Source organism: Sphingopyxis sp., assembly GCF_035565275.1.
Lineage (GTDB): Bacteria > Pseudomonadota > Alphaproteobacteria > Sphingomonadales > Sphingomonadaceae > Sphingopyxis.
Genome location: NZ_DATMST010000244.1, coordinates 1 through 16,617 on the forward strand (window position 1 = coordinate 1; position 16,617 = coordinate 16,617).

At 64.5% G+C, this 16,617-nt stretch carries 13 protein-coding genes; 5 read left to right on the forward strand and 8 right to left on the reverse strand.

Annotated features, from left to right (window positions below; genetic code table 11):
• Window positions 1-515 precede the first annotated feature (515 nt).
• From VN047_RS16715 to VN047_RS16735, 5 genes are all read right to left on the reverse strand, one after another.
• Entirely contained in the window at window positions 516-2,294 is a 1,779-nt protein-coding gene (locus VN047_RS16715) for a heparinase II/III family protein (protein ID WP_325544636.1), read from the reverse strand.
• Window positions 2,295-2,297: 3 nt separating this feature from the next.
• Window positions 2,298-2,969, reverse strand: coding sequence for a ribulose-phosphate 3-epimerase (gene rpe, locus VN047_RS16720; RefSeq protein ID WP_325544638.1), 672 nt, complete (start codon window positions 2,967-2,969; stop codon window positions 2,298-2,300).
• An 81-nt stretch (window positions 2,970-3,050) separates the two neighbouring features.
• Window positions 3,051-3,311 carry a hypothetical protein gene (locus tag VN047_RS16725; RefSeq protein ID WP_325544640.1) on the reverse strand — a complete coding sequence of 87 codons (261 nt, stop codon included), beginning with the start codon at window positions 3,309-3,311 and terminating at the stop codon, window positions 3,051-3,053.
• A 1-nt stretch (window position 3,312) separates the two neighbouring features.
• Window positions 3,313-3,516: a toxin-antitoxin system HicB family antitoxin gene (locus tag VN047_RS16730; RefSeq protein ID WP_325544642.1), complete on the reverse strand. Its 204-nt coding sequence runs from the start codon at window positions 3,514-3,516 to the stop codon at window positions 3,313-3,315.
• 9 nt (window positions 3,517-3,525) lie between these two features.
• On the reverse strand, window positions 3,526-4,428 hold the full coding sequence (locus VN047_RS16735) for an SPFH domain-containing protein (RefSeq protein WP_325544644.1): 903 nt from the start codon (window positions 4,426-4,428) through the stop codon (window positions 3,526-3,528).
• A gap of 370 nt (window positions 4,429-4,798) precedes the next feature.
• On the opposite strand from VN047_RS16735, the gene VN047_RS16740 reads away from it, so the two are divergent.
• From VN047_RS16740 to VN047_RS16760, 5 genes are all read left to right on the forward strand, one after another.
• Entirely contained in the window at window positions 4,799-7,000 is a 2,202-nt protein-coding gene (locus tag VN047_RS16740; RefSeq protein WP_325544646.1) for a TonB-dependent siderophore receptor, read from the forward strand.
• 13 nt (window positions 7,001-7,013) lie between these two features.
• Window positions 7,014-7,721 carry an ABC transporter ATP-binding protein gene (locus VN047_RS16745; protein ID WP_325544648.1) on the forward strand — a complete coding sequence of 236 codons (708 nt, stop codon included), beginning with the start codon at window positions 7,014-7,016 and terminating at the stop codon, window positions 7,719-7,721.
• A complete protein-coding gene (locus tag VN047_RS16750; protein WP_325544649.1) occupies window positions 7,718-9,115 on the forward strand; it encodes a DUF3526 domain-containing protein in 1,398 nt (465 codons plus the stop codon). The genes VN047_RS16745 and VN047_RS16750 overlap by 4 nt, the downstream gene beginning before the upstream one ends.
• Window positions 9,112-10,608, forward strand: a complete 1,497-nt coding sequence (locus VN047_RS16755) for a DUF3526 domain-containing protein (protein ID WP_325544651.1) — start codon at window positions 9,112-9,114, stop codon at window positions 10,606-10,608. The genes VN047_RS16750 and VN047_RS16755 overlap by 4 nt, the downstream gene beginning before the upstream one ends.
• A gap of 322 nt (window positions 10,609-10,930) precedes the next feature.
• Window positions 10,931-12,535, forward strand: coding sequence for a TonB-dependent receptor domain-containing protein (locus VN047_RS16760; protein WP_325544653.1), 1,605 nt, complete (start codon window positions 10,931-10,933; stop codon window positions 12,533-12,535).
• Between the two features lie 156 nt (window positions 12,536-12,691).
• On the opposite strand, the gene VN047_RS16765 is transcribed toward VN047_RS16760, so the two are convergent.
• The 3 genes from VN047_RS16765 to VN047_RS16775 form a co-directional block, all read right to left on the reverse strand.
• Window positions 12,692-13,288 (reverse strand): TetR/AcrR family transcriptional regulator, encoded by a 597-nt coding sequence (locus tag VN047_RS16765; protein WP_325544655.1) that lies wholly within the window; start codon window positions 13,286-13,288, stop codon window positions 12,692-12,694.
• Window positions 13,289-13,508: 220 nt separating this feature from the next.
• Window positions 13,509-15,914 carry a TonB-dependent receptor gene (locus VN047_RS16770; RefSeq protein WP_325544657.1) on the reverse strand — a complete coding sequence of 802 codons (2,406 nt, stop codon included), beginning with the start codon at window positions 15,912-15,914 and terminating at the stop codon, window positions 13,509-13,511.
• A gap of 138 nt (window positions 15,915-16,052) precedes the next feature.
• Window positions 16,053-16,481: a lipocalin-like domain-containing protein gene (locus VN047_RS16775; RefSeq protein ID WP_325544658.1), complete on the reverse strand. Its 429-nt coding sequence runs from the start codon at window positions 16,479-16,481 to the stop codon at window positions 16,053-16,055.
• Window positions 16,482-16,617: the final 136 nt, after the last annotated feature.

A 16,617-nucleotide genomic window follows, 5' to 3' on the forward strand; every position in this document is an offset into this window, starting at 1 on the left:
CATAACCTGAAGGTCGCAGGTTCAAATCCTGCTCCCGCAACCAACAAAAAGCCCGCTAGGTCGATGACCTAGCGGGCTTTTTGTTGTCCCGAGACTTTTTAACCGCCTTCTGAAGCTTTCGAACAGGGTGGAAAGCGTTGGTAACCTTGCCTACTAGCGAAGAATGGACAAGGGCCAATCGGGGGGCGTTCACAAACGCGGCAAACGCCATGTGGCGGTAGCGGCTCTTTGCGGCCTCGCGGTGATTTGGGGAGTGCCGATTGCCGCTCATGCACTTGGCCTGCCGACCAACGCCGTGTTCTGGGTTGTCTCACCTTTGATGATCATTTGGCTGCTTTATTTTGGCCTAAAGAGTTTTCTCATTGCCTGCCCGCAATGCGGTCGTTCCGTTTTCATACGCGGATTTGGTTGGAGCGTACCGTGGCCCGCAGCCACTTGCAGCAAGTGCGGAACGGACTTGACCGACGGCTAACTTCGCAATGTCCGAAATCGGCCGAATGCCGCCACCACCGCAGCTACCCGATATGCTTGAAGATCCACCCCACGCTGACGCCGCCCGCCGGCGCGTTGCCGGTGACGACGAGCTGTTCGGTCGGGTGCGGGCGGCCCTCGCCATCGACCCACAGGCTCTGCTCGATATCGAGCGTGCCTTCGGAGGTGCGGAATTGCCACAAAGGCCCGCCGCCGACGCGCAGCAGCGCGCCCAGCTTGTCGGCGGTCAGGCTCGCCGAAATATTGCGCCCGAGGTGAAAACGCATCGTGAAGCCCTTGTCGCCCTTGCGCCGCGTGCGCGGGGCGGGGAGCAGCATGTCTTCGCCGCGCAGCTCGCGGCCGTTGGGTGAGAGGATCAGCAGGCGGCGGTGGATCAGCCCGTGGCGCCGCGCATAGCCGTCGTGACTCATCTCGACGCGGCTGCCCTGCGGTGTCTCGCGCCGGTCGAGTTCGACCTCGGTCACGCCCTTGCCGAGCGAGCCATTGGCGAGGATCGCGGTCGAATTGCTGTCGCCGAGCGTCAGTGTCGAATGCGCCGCGGTGGTGCGAAGGCCGCGCGCAAGGTCGGCGGGGATCGTCGCGCCGGTCAGCGCCGCGCCGCCGCAATTGACGACGATGCGTTCGTCGCCGTCGCTGAGTTCGAAGGCGAGCGTCGAGGCGCAACCCGCCTCGGTCACCCGGGCAATCGGCGGCGGCGCTGCGTCGGCGAGCAGCACGACCTTGTTCGCGACCAGCCGCTGATAACCCCAGTCGCGCGCCTGTTTGAGCGGCCGCGTCCGCACCCCGCTGGCATTGACGATCGCCTGCACATAGGCGGCGGGCGTCGCGCCGCTGCCCTGCCAGCTGCCCATGCCGCCGTCGCTGTGGAGCAGCCCGAGCAATGCCGGCACCGCGCGCGCAAGCACCTCCTGGATGAAGGGCGGGATCTCCATGCGGCGCATGTCATAGATTCTGGCCAGCATCGACAGCGCCATGATCGCGTCGAGCTGCGCCTGCGGCGAACGCGAGATATTGCCGCCGTCGGCGTAGAAGCTGGTTTCGAGGACCTTGCGCAGGCCGGCTTCGCCGAACACCTGCCGGGGCTCGCCGCCGGGCATCAGCAGCGAGGCGGCGACGATGCCGACCCATGCGACCATCTGTCCGATGCCCGGCCGCGTCTTGTCGGCGACGCGGTCGAGGTGGCGCGCGGCGCGCGCGAGATGGTTGAGCACCGCCGAGCGATAGACGAGATCGCTCGACGAGAGGATCAGCGGCGCGTGTGCGGCCCAGAACAGGATGCGCCAAGCGGTGTTGTCGGCCTTCCATGCGGGTTCGCTGACCGTTTCGCCATGCGTGCCGAGCCAGTGACGCACGACCGCTTCGGCGATCGGCGTGCCGTCGGCGCGCGAGCCGGTGGCGGCAAGGTCACGCAGCCAGGCGAAGCTATGCAGATAGTCGGCAAAGGCCGGCGCGACCTCGAGCGCGGCGAAATCGAGTTCGCCGAGCGGCAGCTTGAGCCCGCGATGGAGAAAATGGCCGGCGCGGATCGCGGTGCCCGCGCGCGCATCGCCCGGCACCGGATCGGCGGGCACGCCGAGCAGTTTGAGGGGAAAGCGGCCCTTCAGGCGAAAGGCGTGCAGCGGCGTCCGCCAGGTCAGCCGGGTGATCGCGTTGGCGACGCGGTCGCCGAGCGAGAGGCCCTTGTCGGCGGGAAGCCGGATCAGCCGTTTGCCGGGCTCGATCGTGTCGTCGATCAGCGCGGGGTCGTCACCGGGATCGAGCGGCGGGTCGGCAGGGGCGGCGGTCAACGGTCTCCCCTCCATCGATCAGGCTCCGCGCAGGCGCCGGATGTTGTCGGCATAGGCATCGGGCCCGCCCTTGAAGGTCGCGGTGCCCGCGACCAGCACGTCGGCCCCTGCCGATATCGCGAGCGGGGCCGTGCCCGCGTCGATGCCGCCATCGACTTCGAGCCGGATGTCGCGGCCCGATTTTTCGATCATCTTCCGGACTGCCTCGATCTTGCGAAGCTGGCTCGAAATGAAGCTCTGTCCGCCGAAGCCCGGGTTGACGCTCATGATCAGGACGAGGTCTACGTCGTCGATCAGATAGTCGAGCATTTTCGCGGGGGTCGCGGGGTTGAGCGAGACGCCTGCCTGCTTGCCGAGCGACTTGATGTGCTGGACGGTGCGGTGGATATGCGGCCCCGCCTCGGGGTGGACGGTGATGATGTCGGCGCCCGCCTCGGCGAACGCGTCGAGGAAATGATCGACCGGAGAGATCATCAGATGGACGTCGAAGGGCAAGGTCGAATGCGGGCGCAGGGCCTTTACCACCATCGGACCGATCGTCAGGTTGGGGACATAGTGGCCGTCCATGATGTCGATATGCACCCAGTCGGCGCCTGCGGTCTCGATCGCGCGAACCTCTTCGCCAAGGCGCGCGAAATCGGCGCTGAGGATTGAAGGGGCAATGCGGACGGGAGTGGTGGAGCCGGTCATGGACCGGCCTTAACCATCAAGCGAGTCGGGGGCAAGCGGCGGACGAAGCGGGATGGACAGCCAGCGCAAATAATCTGGTGATTAGCGGTTTCCGCCCCAGCGCCAGCGCCAGCCGCTTACGGTGCGCTTTCGATAGATGGGCCAGGGAAGGATCGCCGCAAGCAGTACCAGTCCCGCCGTAATATGTAGCGGTCCGGCGCGACTGAGCAGCACGACACCCGCAACGAGGGCAAGGTGGAGCGTCAGAAAGATCCAGCCTTGCCACGCAATGGGGCGGCCCGTGCCAAGGCCGTAACTCTTGGCGCGGAACCACGGTTTCATGTCCATGAAAAGATGCAGCATATCAGCTTTCCTGTTTGGGCGGGCGGCCACGTTTCGGGGCTTCGGATTGCTTGACGCTGACGCCGCGTCGCCCCAACGCCTCGCGCAGCAACACTTCGATCTCGGCGTTGGCGCTGCGCAATTCAGCCGCGGCCATCCGCTCGATCGCCGCGTAGAGCGCGGGATCGAGACGGAGGGCAAAGGCTTTTTTGGCGGACGCAGGCATTGGACGAACTCAGTAGAGCGACCCGGCGTTCACCACAGGCTGGGTGTCGCGTTCGCCGCACAGCACGACCATCAGGTTCGACACCATCACCGCCTTGCGCTCGTCGTCGAGGTCGACGACGCCCTTTTCGGACAATTGGGTCAGCGCCATCTCGACCATCGTCACCGCGCCCTCTACCAGCTTCTTGCGCGCCGCGATCACCGCCTCGGCCTGCTGGCGGCGGAGCATCGCGCCGGCGATCTCCTGCGCGTAGGCAAGGTGGGTCAGTCCGCATTCGTCGACGGTAATGCCCGCGACGCTCAGCCGTTCGATCAGCGCCTTGCGCAGTTCGACCCCGACTTCGTCATGATTGCCGCGCAGCGTGATTTCCTGATGCTCGATATCGTCATAGGGGTAGCGCGAGCCGATCGAGCGCACCGCGGCCTCGATCTGCGCCATCACGAATTCCTTGTAATCGTCGACGTCGAACAGCGCCTGCGCGGTGTCGGTAACGCGCCACACGACCTGCGCCGCCATCTCGATCGGGTTGCCGCGCAGATCATTGACCTTGATCTTGTCCGAAATCACGTTGTTCGCGCGCACCGCGATCTTCTTGCGTGTCAGCCAGGGCAGGACCCAGCGCAGCCCTTCCTCGCGGTCGGTGCCCTTGTATGCGCCGAACAACTGGATCGCCGCCGCTTCGTTGGGATTGATCAGGTAAAAGCCGCAGAGGATCAGCAGGCCGACCACCGCCGATATGGCGACGACGGCCCATTTCCAAGCGACCATGACGTCGGCGTTGGCATTGGTGATCGCCGCCCAAGTCGCAATACCGAGCAGCAGCAGCCAGATGAACAGCATCAGATAACCGCTCTGCGTGTTCGCGCGCGCCTCGCGACTGCGGTTCAACGCGGGCGTCCCTGTTTCAACCATGTTTCCCTCCGAATCATTCGATATAATAATGATATCATATTTATATCGAATCGAGACATGGTCAATCCAAAAACACGGGCGAAATTGCCGGGTTTCCCGCTGGGCAAGCTGACCGTGAGTCAAGCCTGGCTTGATCTTGGTAACGTTAGTCTGCCGATTCTGACCTAGCGGTCGGTATCCTCGCCCCGGTTCGCTTAAAGCGACCATATCCGCCTGCTCAATTTGCCGGTCCGTTCATGGCCAGCGCCCAGCGCTGACCCCAAGAACCGGACAAAATTTGCGCAGCAGCCCTGTCATCGGTTGACTTATGATATGTTATATCACTACCAGCGCGCACGAAATCGCCCAACACGGGCTCAAGGGGAAGATCGTGCACAACATTCAACTGCCGACCGGCGCGGGCCATGCGGCGAAGGCCATATTCCGGGGGCGAATCCCGGTGTCGCTTCTGCCCGTTCTGCTCGCATGGCCCATGGCGGCTTTGGCTGAGGAAGCAGAAGCCGAGGCGCCGGCGGAAAGCGAGATCATCGTGACCGGCGTTGCGGACCGCCAGCTGTTGCTCGACGCGCGCACCGAGACGGGCAGCCGGCTCGGGCTCACGGCGCGCGAGACACCGGCGATCGTCGACATCCTTTCCGAAAGGCAGATCCGCGAGTTCGGGGCGCGAACCAATGTCGAGGCGCTCAACCGGGCGCCCGGCGTTACGTCCTCGCTTCCGGCGACGAGCCCCGGCGCGCCGACGATGCGCGGCTTCACCGCGAGCGCCGTGGGCCTCCTCTACGACGGCATCCGCGTGACGACGCCGCTGATCTATACGCGCGCGAACGACAGCTTTCTGTTCGACCGGATCGAAATTCTCAAAGGACCGGCGTCGGTGCTCTACGGCGAGGGTGCGGTCGCCGGCGCGATCAACCTCGTGCCCAAGAAGGCACAGCTCAGCAGCACGAAGGGCAGCATGATCGCGAGCTACGGCAGCTTCGACACGCTGCGGCTCGGGAGCGATCTCAACCTGTCGCTTTCCGACCGGGCGGCAGTCCGCGGGGTGGTCGCCTACAATCGCACGAGCGGCTATGTCGACGATGCCGACGCGCGTTTCTTCGCTGCAAGCCTGTCGACCATCCTGCAGCCGTCGGACCGTCTCACCGTCGAAATTGCCGCCGACTATAGCGAGGACAGCTATGACACGGCGGACCTCGGGACGCCGCTCGTCCCGCGCGCGATCGCGCGCGATCCTTCATCGGCGGCGACCGGTCCGGGCGATCTTGTGATCGACCGCTCGCTTCGCAAGACCAGCTTCAACGTGACCGACGCGGTGCTCGATTCCGATACGCTCTGGCTTCGTTCGCACTTCCGGTGGGAGATCAGCGACGCGCTCGCCTTCACCAACGACCTCAGCAGCTACACCTCCGATCGCCGTTTCATCAACGCCGAAGCCTATAGCTACAATGGCGCAACCGGCCTCATCGACCGCACCACGGGTATCGTTACGCATGATATCGACCATGTGATCGAGCGCGCGGCGCTGATCGGCGACGTCACCGTCGGCGGCCTTCGAAACCGTTTCGCCCTCGGCGCCGAGTTCAGCGACCTCCATTTCGCGACGCGCCGCTATTTTGCGACGACCACTTCGGTCGATCCGTTCGCCCCGGTGCGCGGCACCTTCCCCGGTGGAACCGCAAACCTGCCGCCGGTGAACCAGCAATCGAACGTCGGCGTGTCGTCGGTCTTCGCGGAGAATGCCCTCAACCTCACGCCGCGCTGGCTGATCGCCGCGGGCGGGCGACACGACTGGATCAGACTCGATCGCCAGATCGGGACGGGGACGCCGTTCGAGCGGAAATACCGGGCCTTCTCCTGGCGGGTCGGCACGGTCTATGACCTTTTGCCCAAGACCCAGCTCTTTGCACAATATAGCCGTGCGATCGCCCCTGTCGGCAATCTCCTGTCGATCTCGCTCGTGAACTCGCGTTTCGATCTGACCAGGGGGCGCTCGATCGAGGCCGGCATCAAGAGCAGCTTCTGGGACGACCGCATCGATCTCACGCTCGCGGCCTATCATCTTGTCCAGGACGACATCATCACGCGCGACCCGGTGAACCCGACGCTGAGCATCCAGGGCGGGCGCCAGTCATCGCGCGGCGTGGAGCTCTCGCTGTCCGCGGCGGTGACACGGCAGCTCAGGATCGACGCCAATTACACCCGTCTCAATGCGCGCTTCGACGAACTCGTCGAGGCCGGCGGCATCAGCCGCGAGGGCAAGACGCCGCCGCGCACGCCCGAGACCATCGCGAACCTTTTCGCTTTCTACAGCTTCGATGCCATTCCCGTTACGCTGAGCGCCGGCCTTCGCCACGCCGGACGCTTTTACACCGACAATGAGAATGCGATCCGCGCGCGCGGCTACACCACGGTCGACGCATCGATCGGCTACAAGTTCGATTGGGGCGAGGTCAGCCTTCGCGGCCGCAATCTCACCGACGCCTTCTACGTCGATTATTCCGATGTCTCGAACACGCAGTTCCAGGTCGGCGCTCCGCGCAGCGTCGAGCTTGGCGTGCTGGCCCGCTTCTGAGGAGATCACCGACATGTCCGCGCTTGCGATCCAATCGATTTCCATCGCCTTTGGCGGCTACCGCGCCGTCGACGGACTTTCGCTGACACTTCAGCCCGGTGAGGTTTACGCGCTGCTCGGCCCCAATGGTGCGGGCAAGACGACCACCCTCAACATGATCCTCGGATTCGTAAAGCCCGACAGCGGATCGATCGTGATCGACGGCGTCGACGCGGTTACGGCGCCGCTCGCGGCGCGAGCGCGGACGGCCTATCTCCCGGAGACGGTCATGCTTCACCCCTCGCTCAGCGCGATCGAGAATCTGACCTATTTCGCGCTGCTCGCCGGGCGCCGGATTGATGCGCCGATGGCACGCCAGCTGCTTGCCGACGCGGGGCTTCAGGAAGAGGCGCATGATCGCCGTGCCGGAAGCTTTTCGAAGGGCATGCGGCAGAAGGTCGGCGTGGCGATCGCGCTCGCCAAGGACGCGCGCCTGCTGCTGCTCGACGAGCCGACCTCGGGCCTCGACGCGGGCGCCGCCAATGACCTGAGCGAGGTGATCCGCGCGGCGTCGGGGCGCGGCATCGCGGTGCTGATGGCAACGCACGACCTGTTTCGCGTCAAGGATGTAGCGCACCGGCTCGGCATCCTGCACGCGGGCCGGCTGGTCGACGAGCGTGATGCGGCGACGATCGGGCCGGTCGAACTCGAACAACTTTATCTCCAAAGGCTCGCCGCATGATCTGGCGGCTCACGCACCTCGAACTTGCGATCCTGCGGCGCGATCGGCGGGCGTGGGGGGCGTTGCTCGCGCTCGCATCGCTGATCCTTCTCTCCTTTCTCGCTATCGCAACCCAGAATGTCCGCAGCGATGCCGACAAGCAGGCGGTGGCGGCCGCCGAGCGCGCGCGTTGGGTGGGGCAGGGCGAAAAGGATCCGCACAGCGCCGCCCACTACAGCATTTTCGCATTCAAGCCTTCGCCGGCGCTTGCCGCGCTCGACCCGGGAAGCGAATCCTTCGTCGGACAGACGGTCTGGCTCGAGGCGCACCACCAGAATGACATGCTCTACCGGCCGCAGCAAAATGCCTCGCTGCTCCAGCGCATCGGCTTTGCCGCGCCGGCAGCGCTGATCACGGGCTTCGCGCCGCTCATCATTTTCCTGATCGCTTTCACCCTCGTCGCGCAGGACCGCGAACGCGGTACGATGCGCGTCGCGCTTGGAGCGGCGATACACCCGCGCATGATCGTTGGCGCCAAGGCGTTGACCGTATGGTGCGCTTCGACGGGGCTCCTCCTCCTCCCGGTCACGGCGGGATCGCTGCTTTGGCTTGGCCTCGGCGGACGGCTCGACGGCGACACGGCCCTGCGCATGATCTGCTGGGCACTGGTGATGGCGAGTTATTTCGCTTTCCTTGCGGCGGTCGGAATTGCCGTGTCGCTGCGCATGGCGAATGCCCGGCTTGCGCTCACCGCCCTTTTCGGCCTCTGGATATTCTTCGCATTGGCCCTTCCGCGGGTCGCGAGCGGCATGGTGGACGCGGCGCGGCCGCTGCCTTCGAGCCAGTCGGTCCGCCAGGAGATCGCCGAGGCAGCGCCGGCCTTCTGGTCCGATGAGCAGAATGCGCGCAACCGCGCGAAGCTCCTCGCGCGCTATGGCGTGACGCGCGTCGAGGATATTCCCAACCCCCGGATGGCCGAGCTCGATCTTGTCGAACGCCATAGCCATGAGGTTTTCGATCGCATCCTCGGTGGCTTCTATGGGCGCGTCGCGGCGCAGGACCGCCTGTTCGCGGCCTTCGGGTTTCTGTCGCCAACGATCGCGGCACAGGCCGCCTCGGCGTCGGTAGCGGGCAGCGATTTCAGCCATCACCGCGACTTCATTGACAGCGCCGAGCGCTATCGCCGCGATCTCGTCAACCGAATGAACGCCGACGGCATGGGTCACCGTGCGCATGGCACCGAGCGGCATACCAACGACGACAAACTCTGGTCGCAGGTCCCCGAATTTGCCTATCCGACCCCGCCGCTCGGCCGATTTGCAGGTACCGCGCTGCCGGCCTTCATGGCGCTACTTGCCTGGCTGGCCATCGGCGGTCTCCTCCTGATCACCGCCGCGCGGAGGCTTCGTCCATGAACACGGCGGCTTTTCGCTCGCTGTTTGCATGGGAATGGCGCCAGACCGGTCGTTCGCCGCTGCTCTGGGCCGTGATGCTCATCCTTGCGGCGAGCTTTGTCTGGGGAGCCTATAATACCGCTACGCTCCACGGATCGCAAACAGCGGCGCTCGAACGCGCCCGCGCCGCCGATGCGGCTTTCGATGCTCTGACCCGCGAGAAGGCCCGGGCCTATCGCGAGCCCGTGCGCGAAGGGGCGGGGCGGGTGGCCTATTGGCAGGATCCGACCAACGTCGCCGGCTACAGCGAATATTTCGTCAAGAAATCGGCGCTCAAGCCTCATCTGCCGCTGTCTCCACTTGCGGCGGGGGTCAGTGACCTTGCGCCCAGCCGTCTCGAGATCAAGCTCAACACGCCCTTCGGTTTCGTCGACACCTATGATTTCGAGAACCCACGCGGTCTCGCGCTCGGGCGGTTCGATCTCGCCTTCGCGATCGTCTTTTTGCTGCCTGTCGGGCTGCTCCTCCTTTTCGCGCTGCTCGGCACGTTCGAACGCGATCGCGACATGTTGCGGCTGGTGGCGGCACAGTCGGCGAGTCCGCGCCATTGGATAGCCGCCCGTGTTGCCGCAATCCTGGCGTGGTCAGCGCCGGTCGTGCTGATTTCGGTAGTCGTTGCGCTCGGCGTCGCCGGGGCGTCGATCGCCGCCGATGCCGCGCCGCTCTCCGCCGCGCTCTTGCTGACGTTGACCTATATGACTTTCTGGACGGGCATTGCGCTTGTCGTCCTCGGAGCTCAGCCTGGCGCGGGACCGGCGCTCGGGTCGTTTGCCGCGATCTGGGCCGCGCTCACGATCGGTCTCCCGCTGGCGGGCTCGGCGCTCACCTCGCTCGTCGATCCGGCACCTTCGGCCATTCGCTATGTCGATGCCCAGCGCGCCGTCTCGGACGATATACAATCCCGCCGCGACGAGATCATCACCGATGCGATGCGCGCGAGACCGGATCTTCGATCATACACCGACCGCGTGACGATGCTCGATCATGCGACGCGGCTCAGCTTCCTTGTTCCCGAAACCGAACGCCAGCTTACGCCGCTGAAGCGCGATATCGAGGGCCATAGACGGCGCCAGGAGAAGGTCGCGCGGCTCGCGGGCTTCGTCATTCCGCCGCTCGGTATCGAAAGCGCGCTCGCAACCCTCGCCGGGACCGATCCGGGGCGCCAGCGCAGTTTCGAAGACCAGGCGCGCAAATACCAGCACCATCTCCACGCGATCGTGCGCCCGCTCGTTCAGCATGAAATCACGCAGCCTGCCCCGCCCGATGAGCGCGCAACGCGCGGCCGCCTGAACCTTGCGCAGCCGCTTGCCTTGCCCGAATTTGCAATGGCGGAGCGGCCGGTTGCGGAGCGGATCGGCGATGCCCTTTTGTTCGCCGCATGGCTTGCGCTGGTCGCGGGTGCGATCATGGCCTTGGGCCTTGCGCGAATCCGCGAATGGAGGGTGGCGCAGTGACGCGCGGAAGGCCGGCTATCGCCGCGTTCGGTGCGTTCGCTATCGCGGTGCCGGCCGAGGCGCAGCGGACCGAGGACAACGCCGTTACCGCGGCGGAAGACGCGTTCGGGACCTCGATCGGCAACGAGAGCATCGGCATCTATAGCGCGAGCCAGGTTCGGGGCTTTTCGCCGGTGGCGCGGGCAATGTCCGTATCGAGGGCGTCTACCTCGATCGTCAGGGCTTTATCGCGAACCGCCTCGTCTCGGGCTCGACGATCCGGGTCGGACTGACGGCCCAAGGCTACCCGTTCCCGGCACCGACCGGCATCGTCGACTATCGTTTGCGCGGGGTAGGCGAGAGGGCGCTGGTCAGCGTCGTTGCGGGAAGCTTTGCCTATGGCGCGCCGTCGATCGAAATCGACGCCCAGCTCCCGCTGGCGGGCAAGCGCTTTGGGGTGGCTCTCGGTGCATCCTACGCGCGCGAGGAATATTATGACGGCGCGGATGCCACCTATTTTCGGGCAGCGGTCATCCCGCGCTGGCGGCCGAATGACGCAATCGAAATTACCCCCTTTTGGTCGACCACGATCGGGAGGAACGAGGAAATCCCTCCGACGGTGGTGAGCGGGGGTGCCTATGCGCCCCCCGACGCTCCCCGACGACATTTTTTCGGCCAGAAGTGGGCGGCGAAGGATAGCCGCAGCACCAACTCAGGGGTCATTGCCAAGGCTCGTATCGGCCATAACTGGGCGATCACCGGCGGGATGTTTCGCTCGACATTCGAGAATGAAGAGAATTTCGCCCAGAATTTTCTCGATACGACGCCGGACGGTCGCACGCGCGCGCAGATCATCGCCGATCCGGGCCAGCGTTACGCGTCGACCAGCGGCGAACTTCGCATCAGTCGCAGCTTCGCCGACGGGCCAAGGCTCCATATGCTGCATGTGTCCGTGCGCGCGCGCCAGCTCGACAGCCGCTATGGCGGGGCGGCCGTTCCGGTCGATCTTGGCGAACGAAGGTTGGGCGAATATCTTCCCGTGCCATCGCCGCCGGTCTTCGAGTTTGGCGAACGGACGCATGACCGTGTGCGGCAGACGACGCTGGGTTTCGCCTATGAGGGCAGGTGGAAGAATATTGGTGAGCTGAGCCTCGGTATTCAACGAACGGATTATCGCAAGGCGATCGATTTGCCGGGCGAACTTCCCACAACCGAAACCAGAGACCGGCCATGGCTGGCGAGCGCGTCGGCTGCGGCCTATCTGACAAACGACATCGCCCTCTACGCCGGATACACCCGCGGGCTCGAAGAAAGCGGTCTAGCGCCCAACAGTGCGGCCAATCGCAACGACGCACTGCCGGCGATCCGGACCCGGCAGGCAGACGCGGGTATCCGCTGGGCGGTCTCGTCGCGCATGAAGGTCGTCGCTGGCGTGTTCGATGTGCGCAAACCCTATTTCAACACCGATGAGACAAACATCTTCACCATATTGGGCGACGTACGGCATCGCGGCGTCGAACTCAGCCTCGCGGGCAGTCCGGCGGACGAGCTGACCATCGTCGCAGGCGCGCTGTTCATGAAACCGCGGGTGACCGGCGAAGCCGTGGAGCTCGGCCGGGTGGGGTCAAAACCGTTGGGGCAGGCCGCGACCATTTTACGCGGCAACGCCGATTATCACCTCACCTGCCTGCCGGGGGTTTCCGTCGATATGGCGGTCTCGTGGTTCGGGGAACGTCCTGCATCCCGCGACAATCTCGTGTCGGTCGATCCCTACGCGCTGATCGATATCGGCGTGCGGTACCGCTTCAAACTCGGACGGTTTCCGGCCCTTTTCCGGGCCCAGATGCAGAATGTCACCAACAGCTATGCGTGGAACATCGTCGGCAGCAATAGCTATGGGTTGATGGATCGCCGACGGTTCACGGCTTTTCTTGCCGTCGACTTTTGATGGGAAGGCGGCATCGCGCCAATCTTGCGCCATATCTGCGCCCGAATTGGGTCAGCGGCATAAATCGGCATCGGTCGCGCTGGGGATCTCACAGGCCATATGTCATAGCGGGCCGCCACTCCGGCCATCGGATCGAGGGCCGCCTTCAGGCAGCTGTTAGCGAATAAGGCGCGCGATGATCGTCCGGAGCGCGGCCGGTTCGAGCGTGCGTTTGGTAACCGCCGCGTTCCAGGCAAGGGACGAAAGAGTGACGAGGACCTCGTCGAGATCGAGCGGCAGGTCCTTCTGGACGGGCAGGCTGCCGACCGCTTCGAGGGCGCCCCGGACATAGGCGCGGCGTTCTCTCAGGCCTTGCTGAAGTCGGTCGTAGACATCGGGCTTGGCATTATACTCGCCGATCAGGAAGCCTATTGCCGGCGCAATGCGCGGATCGGAATAGGAGCGCTCAAGCGAGCGTGCGAACTCGAGAAGATATTCGACGGGGTCGTCGCTATGCGGTGGCGAATGAAATTCGAACGCAGCGTTGATCGCGTCGGCGAGCGCTTCGGCCGGGCTCGGATAGCGGCGATAGAATGTCGCCCGGCTGACCCCGGCGCGCTCACAGATCTCGTTGATCGTGACCCCCGAAAACCCCTTCTCCGAAATGACGTCGAGCGTCTCTTTCTGGATCCGGTGGTCGACGTCGACCGAGCGCGGCCGTCCCATCTGCGGCTTGTCGCGCGGGGCGATCCGGATTGTTGCGTTTCTGGGCATAGCCTCTTGTGGCCGAAGCCGGGATGGAAGGGAAGGGTCAGGCGCGTGCGTCGTCGCGGCAGGAGCATGTGCGTGCGATATTCGTAAGGCCGAAGCATCGGTCGAAGACCGTTTCCCCGCGCCCGGGAATACGCAAATGGTGGCCGGGAAAGCGTCCGGTCTCGATTAAACCGGCCTCGATCGCGTGCGCGACCGAGGCCGGTTTCCGAGGAGATGGGGGTCAGAAACCGGCCTTCAGGGTGATGCCATAGGTGCGCGGCGCGCCGAGAAAGGCGTTGATGCTGCCCGACTGGAATGGCGCGTCGAAGCTGTTCTGCATATAGAGCTTGTCGGTGATGTTGTTCGCCCAGAGTTCGACGCCCCAGCTCTTGTCCTCGTCCCCGATCCCGATGCGTGCGTTGATCACCGCGTAGCTCTTCTGGAGCTTGAGCGGATTGAGGTCGGTGCCCGCATTATACGGGGAACTGTAGCGCATATTGGCGTTCGAGCGTAGCAGCAGTCCGCCGCCAAGCGGCAACTCGTGCGTCGCCGAGAGCGAGGCCGACCATAGCGGCGCAAGGTTGAGTCGTTCACCGGGCAGGTTCGCGGTTGACGGTGTCAGCGACAGAAGGGCGCGGTTCTTCTCCGAATAGCGTGTGTCGGCATAGGTAATGCCGCCCTGAAGCGTGAAAGCGCTGCTCGGGCGCCACAGGATATCGGCGTCGACACCCTTCGAAGTGACCTCCGGAACCGGGAAGACCGAGAAGAAGAAGCCGTTGAAGGCGTTGAGCTGATAGTCGGTATAATCCTGGTAGAAGGCGGCAGCGTTCAGATAGAGGCGGCGGTCGGCGAGCGTCGATTTGAATCCCAGCTCGAAGCTGTCGACAAACTCGCCGGGAAAGCTTGTGTCGAGGACCGGCTGCAGCGAAGTCGGATTGCCGGCGGCATAAGGGAAGGCAACGCGGTCGAGATTGAAGCCGCCCGCTTTGTAGCCACGCGAATAGCTCGCATAGGTCATGAGTTCGGGCGAGAAACGATAGGCGAGCTTTGCGGTGCCGCTCAGCGCCTTTTCGGTGCGTTTCTGCGCGTTCGTCAGTCCGATGAAGTTCGAATTGAAGAACGGATTGCAGAGCGCGCCGATGATCGCGGCCGATCCGGTCGCCTGGCCGGCATCGCAAAGCGCGCCGCCGTCGGTGGCGTCGAAATCGGCGACCGCCTTCTTGCGATCGATCGTGTAGCGAAGCCCCACGGTCAGTTCGAGCGCATCGGTCAGTTTCACGCTGTTGTTGGTAAATAGCGCGAAGGTATCGCCTGTCTGCTTGTAGATGTCGCGCGAGCCGGTGCCCGGGACAGCCAGATCGAGGATCGGTTTCAGGAATGACGGATCGGTGCCGCCCGAGAAGAGCAGGCTCAGGAAGGGCTGGAAGTCGGTGCCGTAAAGCTGCGCGACGCGGCTATCGAGGATTTCGTGGGCGTAGAAGCCGCCGACCGTATAGTCGAGAATTCCGCTCCGGCCGCTCACACGCAGTTCCTGGCTGATCTGGCGGAAGCGGTTCATCGTCCCGCCGTCGGCTTCGCGGTACAGGATATCGGCGCCGCTATAGTCCGAGTCCGAGCCCGTCACCCAGCGCCAGTCGCGCCAGGCGGTGATCGAAGTCAGCGTCGCATCGCCGAGGCCATAGTTGATCTCGAGGCTGAGACCCCCGTCGCGAATCTTCTGCGTCGTGTCGCGGTTCGAGAAGGCAAGGCGGCGGTCGGGATCGGCCGGCGAGAGAACGCCGTTGCCCGCACCGGCGAGCGCGTCAACGATCGCCGTTGTGGGTCCGTTCACGAGCTGGACCGCGACGCAGCAATTTTCGTTCCGGCGCGTGATGTCTCCGATCAGTCGTGCGTCGAAGCCGGCGTCGTTGGTGAAATATAGCTGGCCCCGCAGCGACCAGAAATGGCGGTCGGCGTCATTGCCGAGTGTGCGCGGCCCCTTGCCGGTGACGACGTCGTAATAGCCGTCGCGCGTGCGATGCACCGCGAACAGGCTGGCGGCAAGGCGATCGCCGACGATCGGGCCGCCAACCGAGATCGAGCCGCCGAACTCGTCATAATTGGCGACGGTGAATTCGCCGCGGGCATAGGGTGTGAAGCCCGGTTTCGCGGTCAGGACGTTGATCACGCCCGCCGAGGTATTCTTTCCGAACAGCGTCCCTTGCGGGCCCTTCAGGACTTCGATCCTTTCGACTTCGCCCAGGTCGCCAAGCGCGACGCCGGTGCGCGGGCGGTAGACGCCGTCGATAACCACGCCGACCGAGCTTTCGAGCCCGACATTGCCGCCGGCGGTGCCGACCCCCCGGATGAGCGCGGTCGACTGTGTTTCGTTGGCGGTGGACACGACGGTAAGCCCCGGGGTGAGGACGGTGAGATCCTTGATGTCCCGGACGCCCGCATCCTGCAGCAGCTGCGCGCTCGCGACCGTCACGACGATCGGTACGTCCTGAAGCGATTGCTCGCGCTTCTGCGCGGTCACGATGATCTCGCTCGCGAAGCCGTCCGCCGCGGCGTCTTTCGGCGCGGCGTCCTGCGCCATGGCGATGCCGGGCAGCGTCGAACTGCCGAGCAACAGGCCGAACATCCGAATCATACGATATGCTTTCATGGTCCTCTCCCTTACGCGATTGCCGGCATTTCACGGGGAGGGAACATGTCCCTTGACCGCTCCTGCAGATCCATGGTCTATATACGAAACAAAACGTATCGTTATGTCAAGATGGATTCGGGAGAGACCAACATGGGATCAGGATGCGCGCCGCCAGCGCAGCACCGGCACGGCGCCAGCGGCAGCAGGCGGACGCAGGAGAAGAAGGCCGTTCTCAAAGCTGTAGTCGCGAATCATGTCGGTCCCGACCCAGTCGGGGAGAAAGGCGGCTTCGACATGATGAATGACCCGGCGCGCGTTGCGATCAATCGTGTAGCGACCGGTATATCCTATGTATCCGGCGGCGGTGGCAGCAAGCAGGCCGGGTTCGATCGCGGCAAGGTCCGGCCGGGCGTTGCCGAGCGGCGTCCGGTCGCGTCGCATCAGGTGCGCGGACATGAAACCGGCGGCGGTATAAGTGCCGAGGCCATAGGGTTCGGGGCCAAGCGGTTCGGTCCATTCCCCGTTTGGCAGGTGCGTCACATAATCGACGAGCTGCCAGCTTCCGGCGAAATCTTCATTCAACATACGATACTCCTTGTTTCGTATTCGGCTAACACGGGAGTGCGGTGAATGGCGAGTCCCTTTGATGCGTGGCGCCTCGACGGGCGGGTCGCGTTCGTGACCGGCGCCGGCGGGGCGATCGGCGAGGCGGTGGCCGCGG

Coding starts and splice junctions, on each gene's coding strand:
- rpe (WP_325544638.1), bottom strand. CDS start 2,969: ATGACCGGCTCCACCACTCCCGTCCGCATTGCCCCTTCAATCCTCAGC.
- VN047_RS16730 (WP_325544642.1), bottom strand. CDS start 3,516: ATGCCTGCGTCCGCCAAAAAAGCCTTTGCCCTCCGTCTCGATCCCGCG.
- VN047_RS16715 (WP_325544636.1), bottom strand. CDS start 2,294: ATGGAGGGGAGACCGTTGACCGCCGCCCCTGCCGACCCGCCGCTCGAT.
- VN047_RS16725 (WP_325544640.1), bottom strand. CDS start 3,311: ATGCTGCATCTTTTCATGGACATGAAACCGTGGTTCCGCGCCAAGAGT.
- VN047_RS16745 (WP_325544648.1), top strand. CDS start 7,014: ATGTCCGCGCTTGCGATCCAATCGATTTCCATCGCCTTTGGCGGCTAC.
- VN047_RS16735 (WP_325544644.1), bottom strand. CDS start 4,428: ATGGTTGAAACAGGGACGCCCGCGTTGAACCGCAGTCGCGAGGCGCGC.
- VN047_RS16775 (WP_325544658.1), bottom strand. CDS start 16,481: ATGTTGAATGAAGATTTCGCCGGAAGCTGGCAGCTCGTCGATTATGTG.
- VN047_RS16770 (WP_325544657.1), bottom strand. CDS start 15,914: ATGAAAGCATATCGTATGATTCGGATGTTCGGCCTGTTGCTCGGCAGT.
- VN047_RS16765 (WP_325544655.1), bottom strand. CDS start 13,288: ATGCCCAGAAACGCAACAATCCGGATCGCCCCGCGCGACAAGCCGCAG.
- VN047_RS16755 (WP_325544651.1), top strand. CDS start 9,112: ATGAACACGGCGGCTTTTCGCTCGCTGTTTGCATGGGAATGGCGCCAG.
- VN047_RS16750 (WP_325544649.1), top strand. CDS start 7,718: ATGATCTGGCGGCTCACGCACCTCGAACTTGCGATCCTGCGGCGCGAT.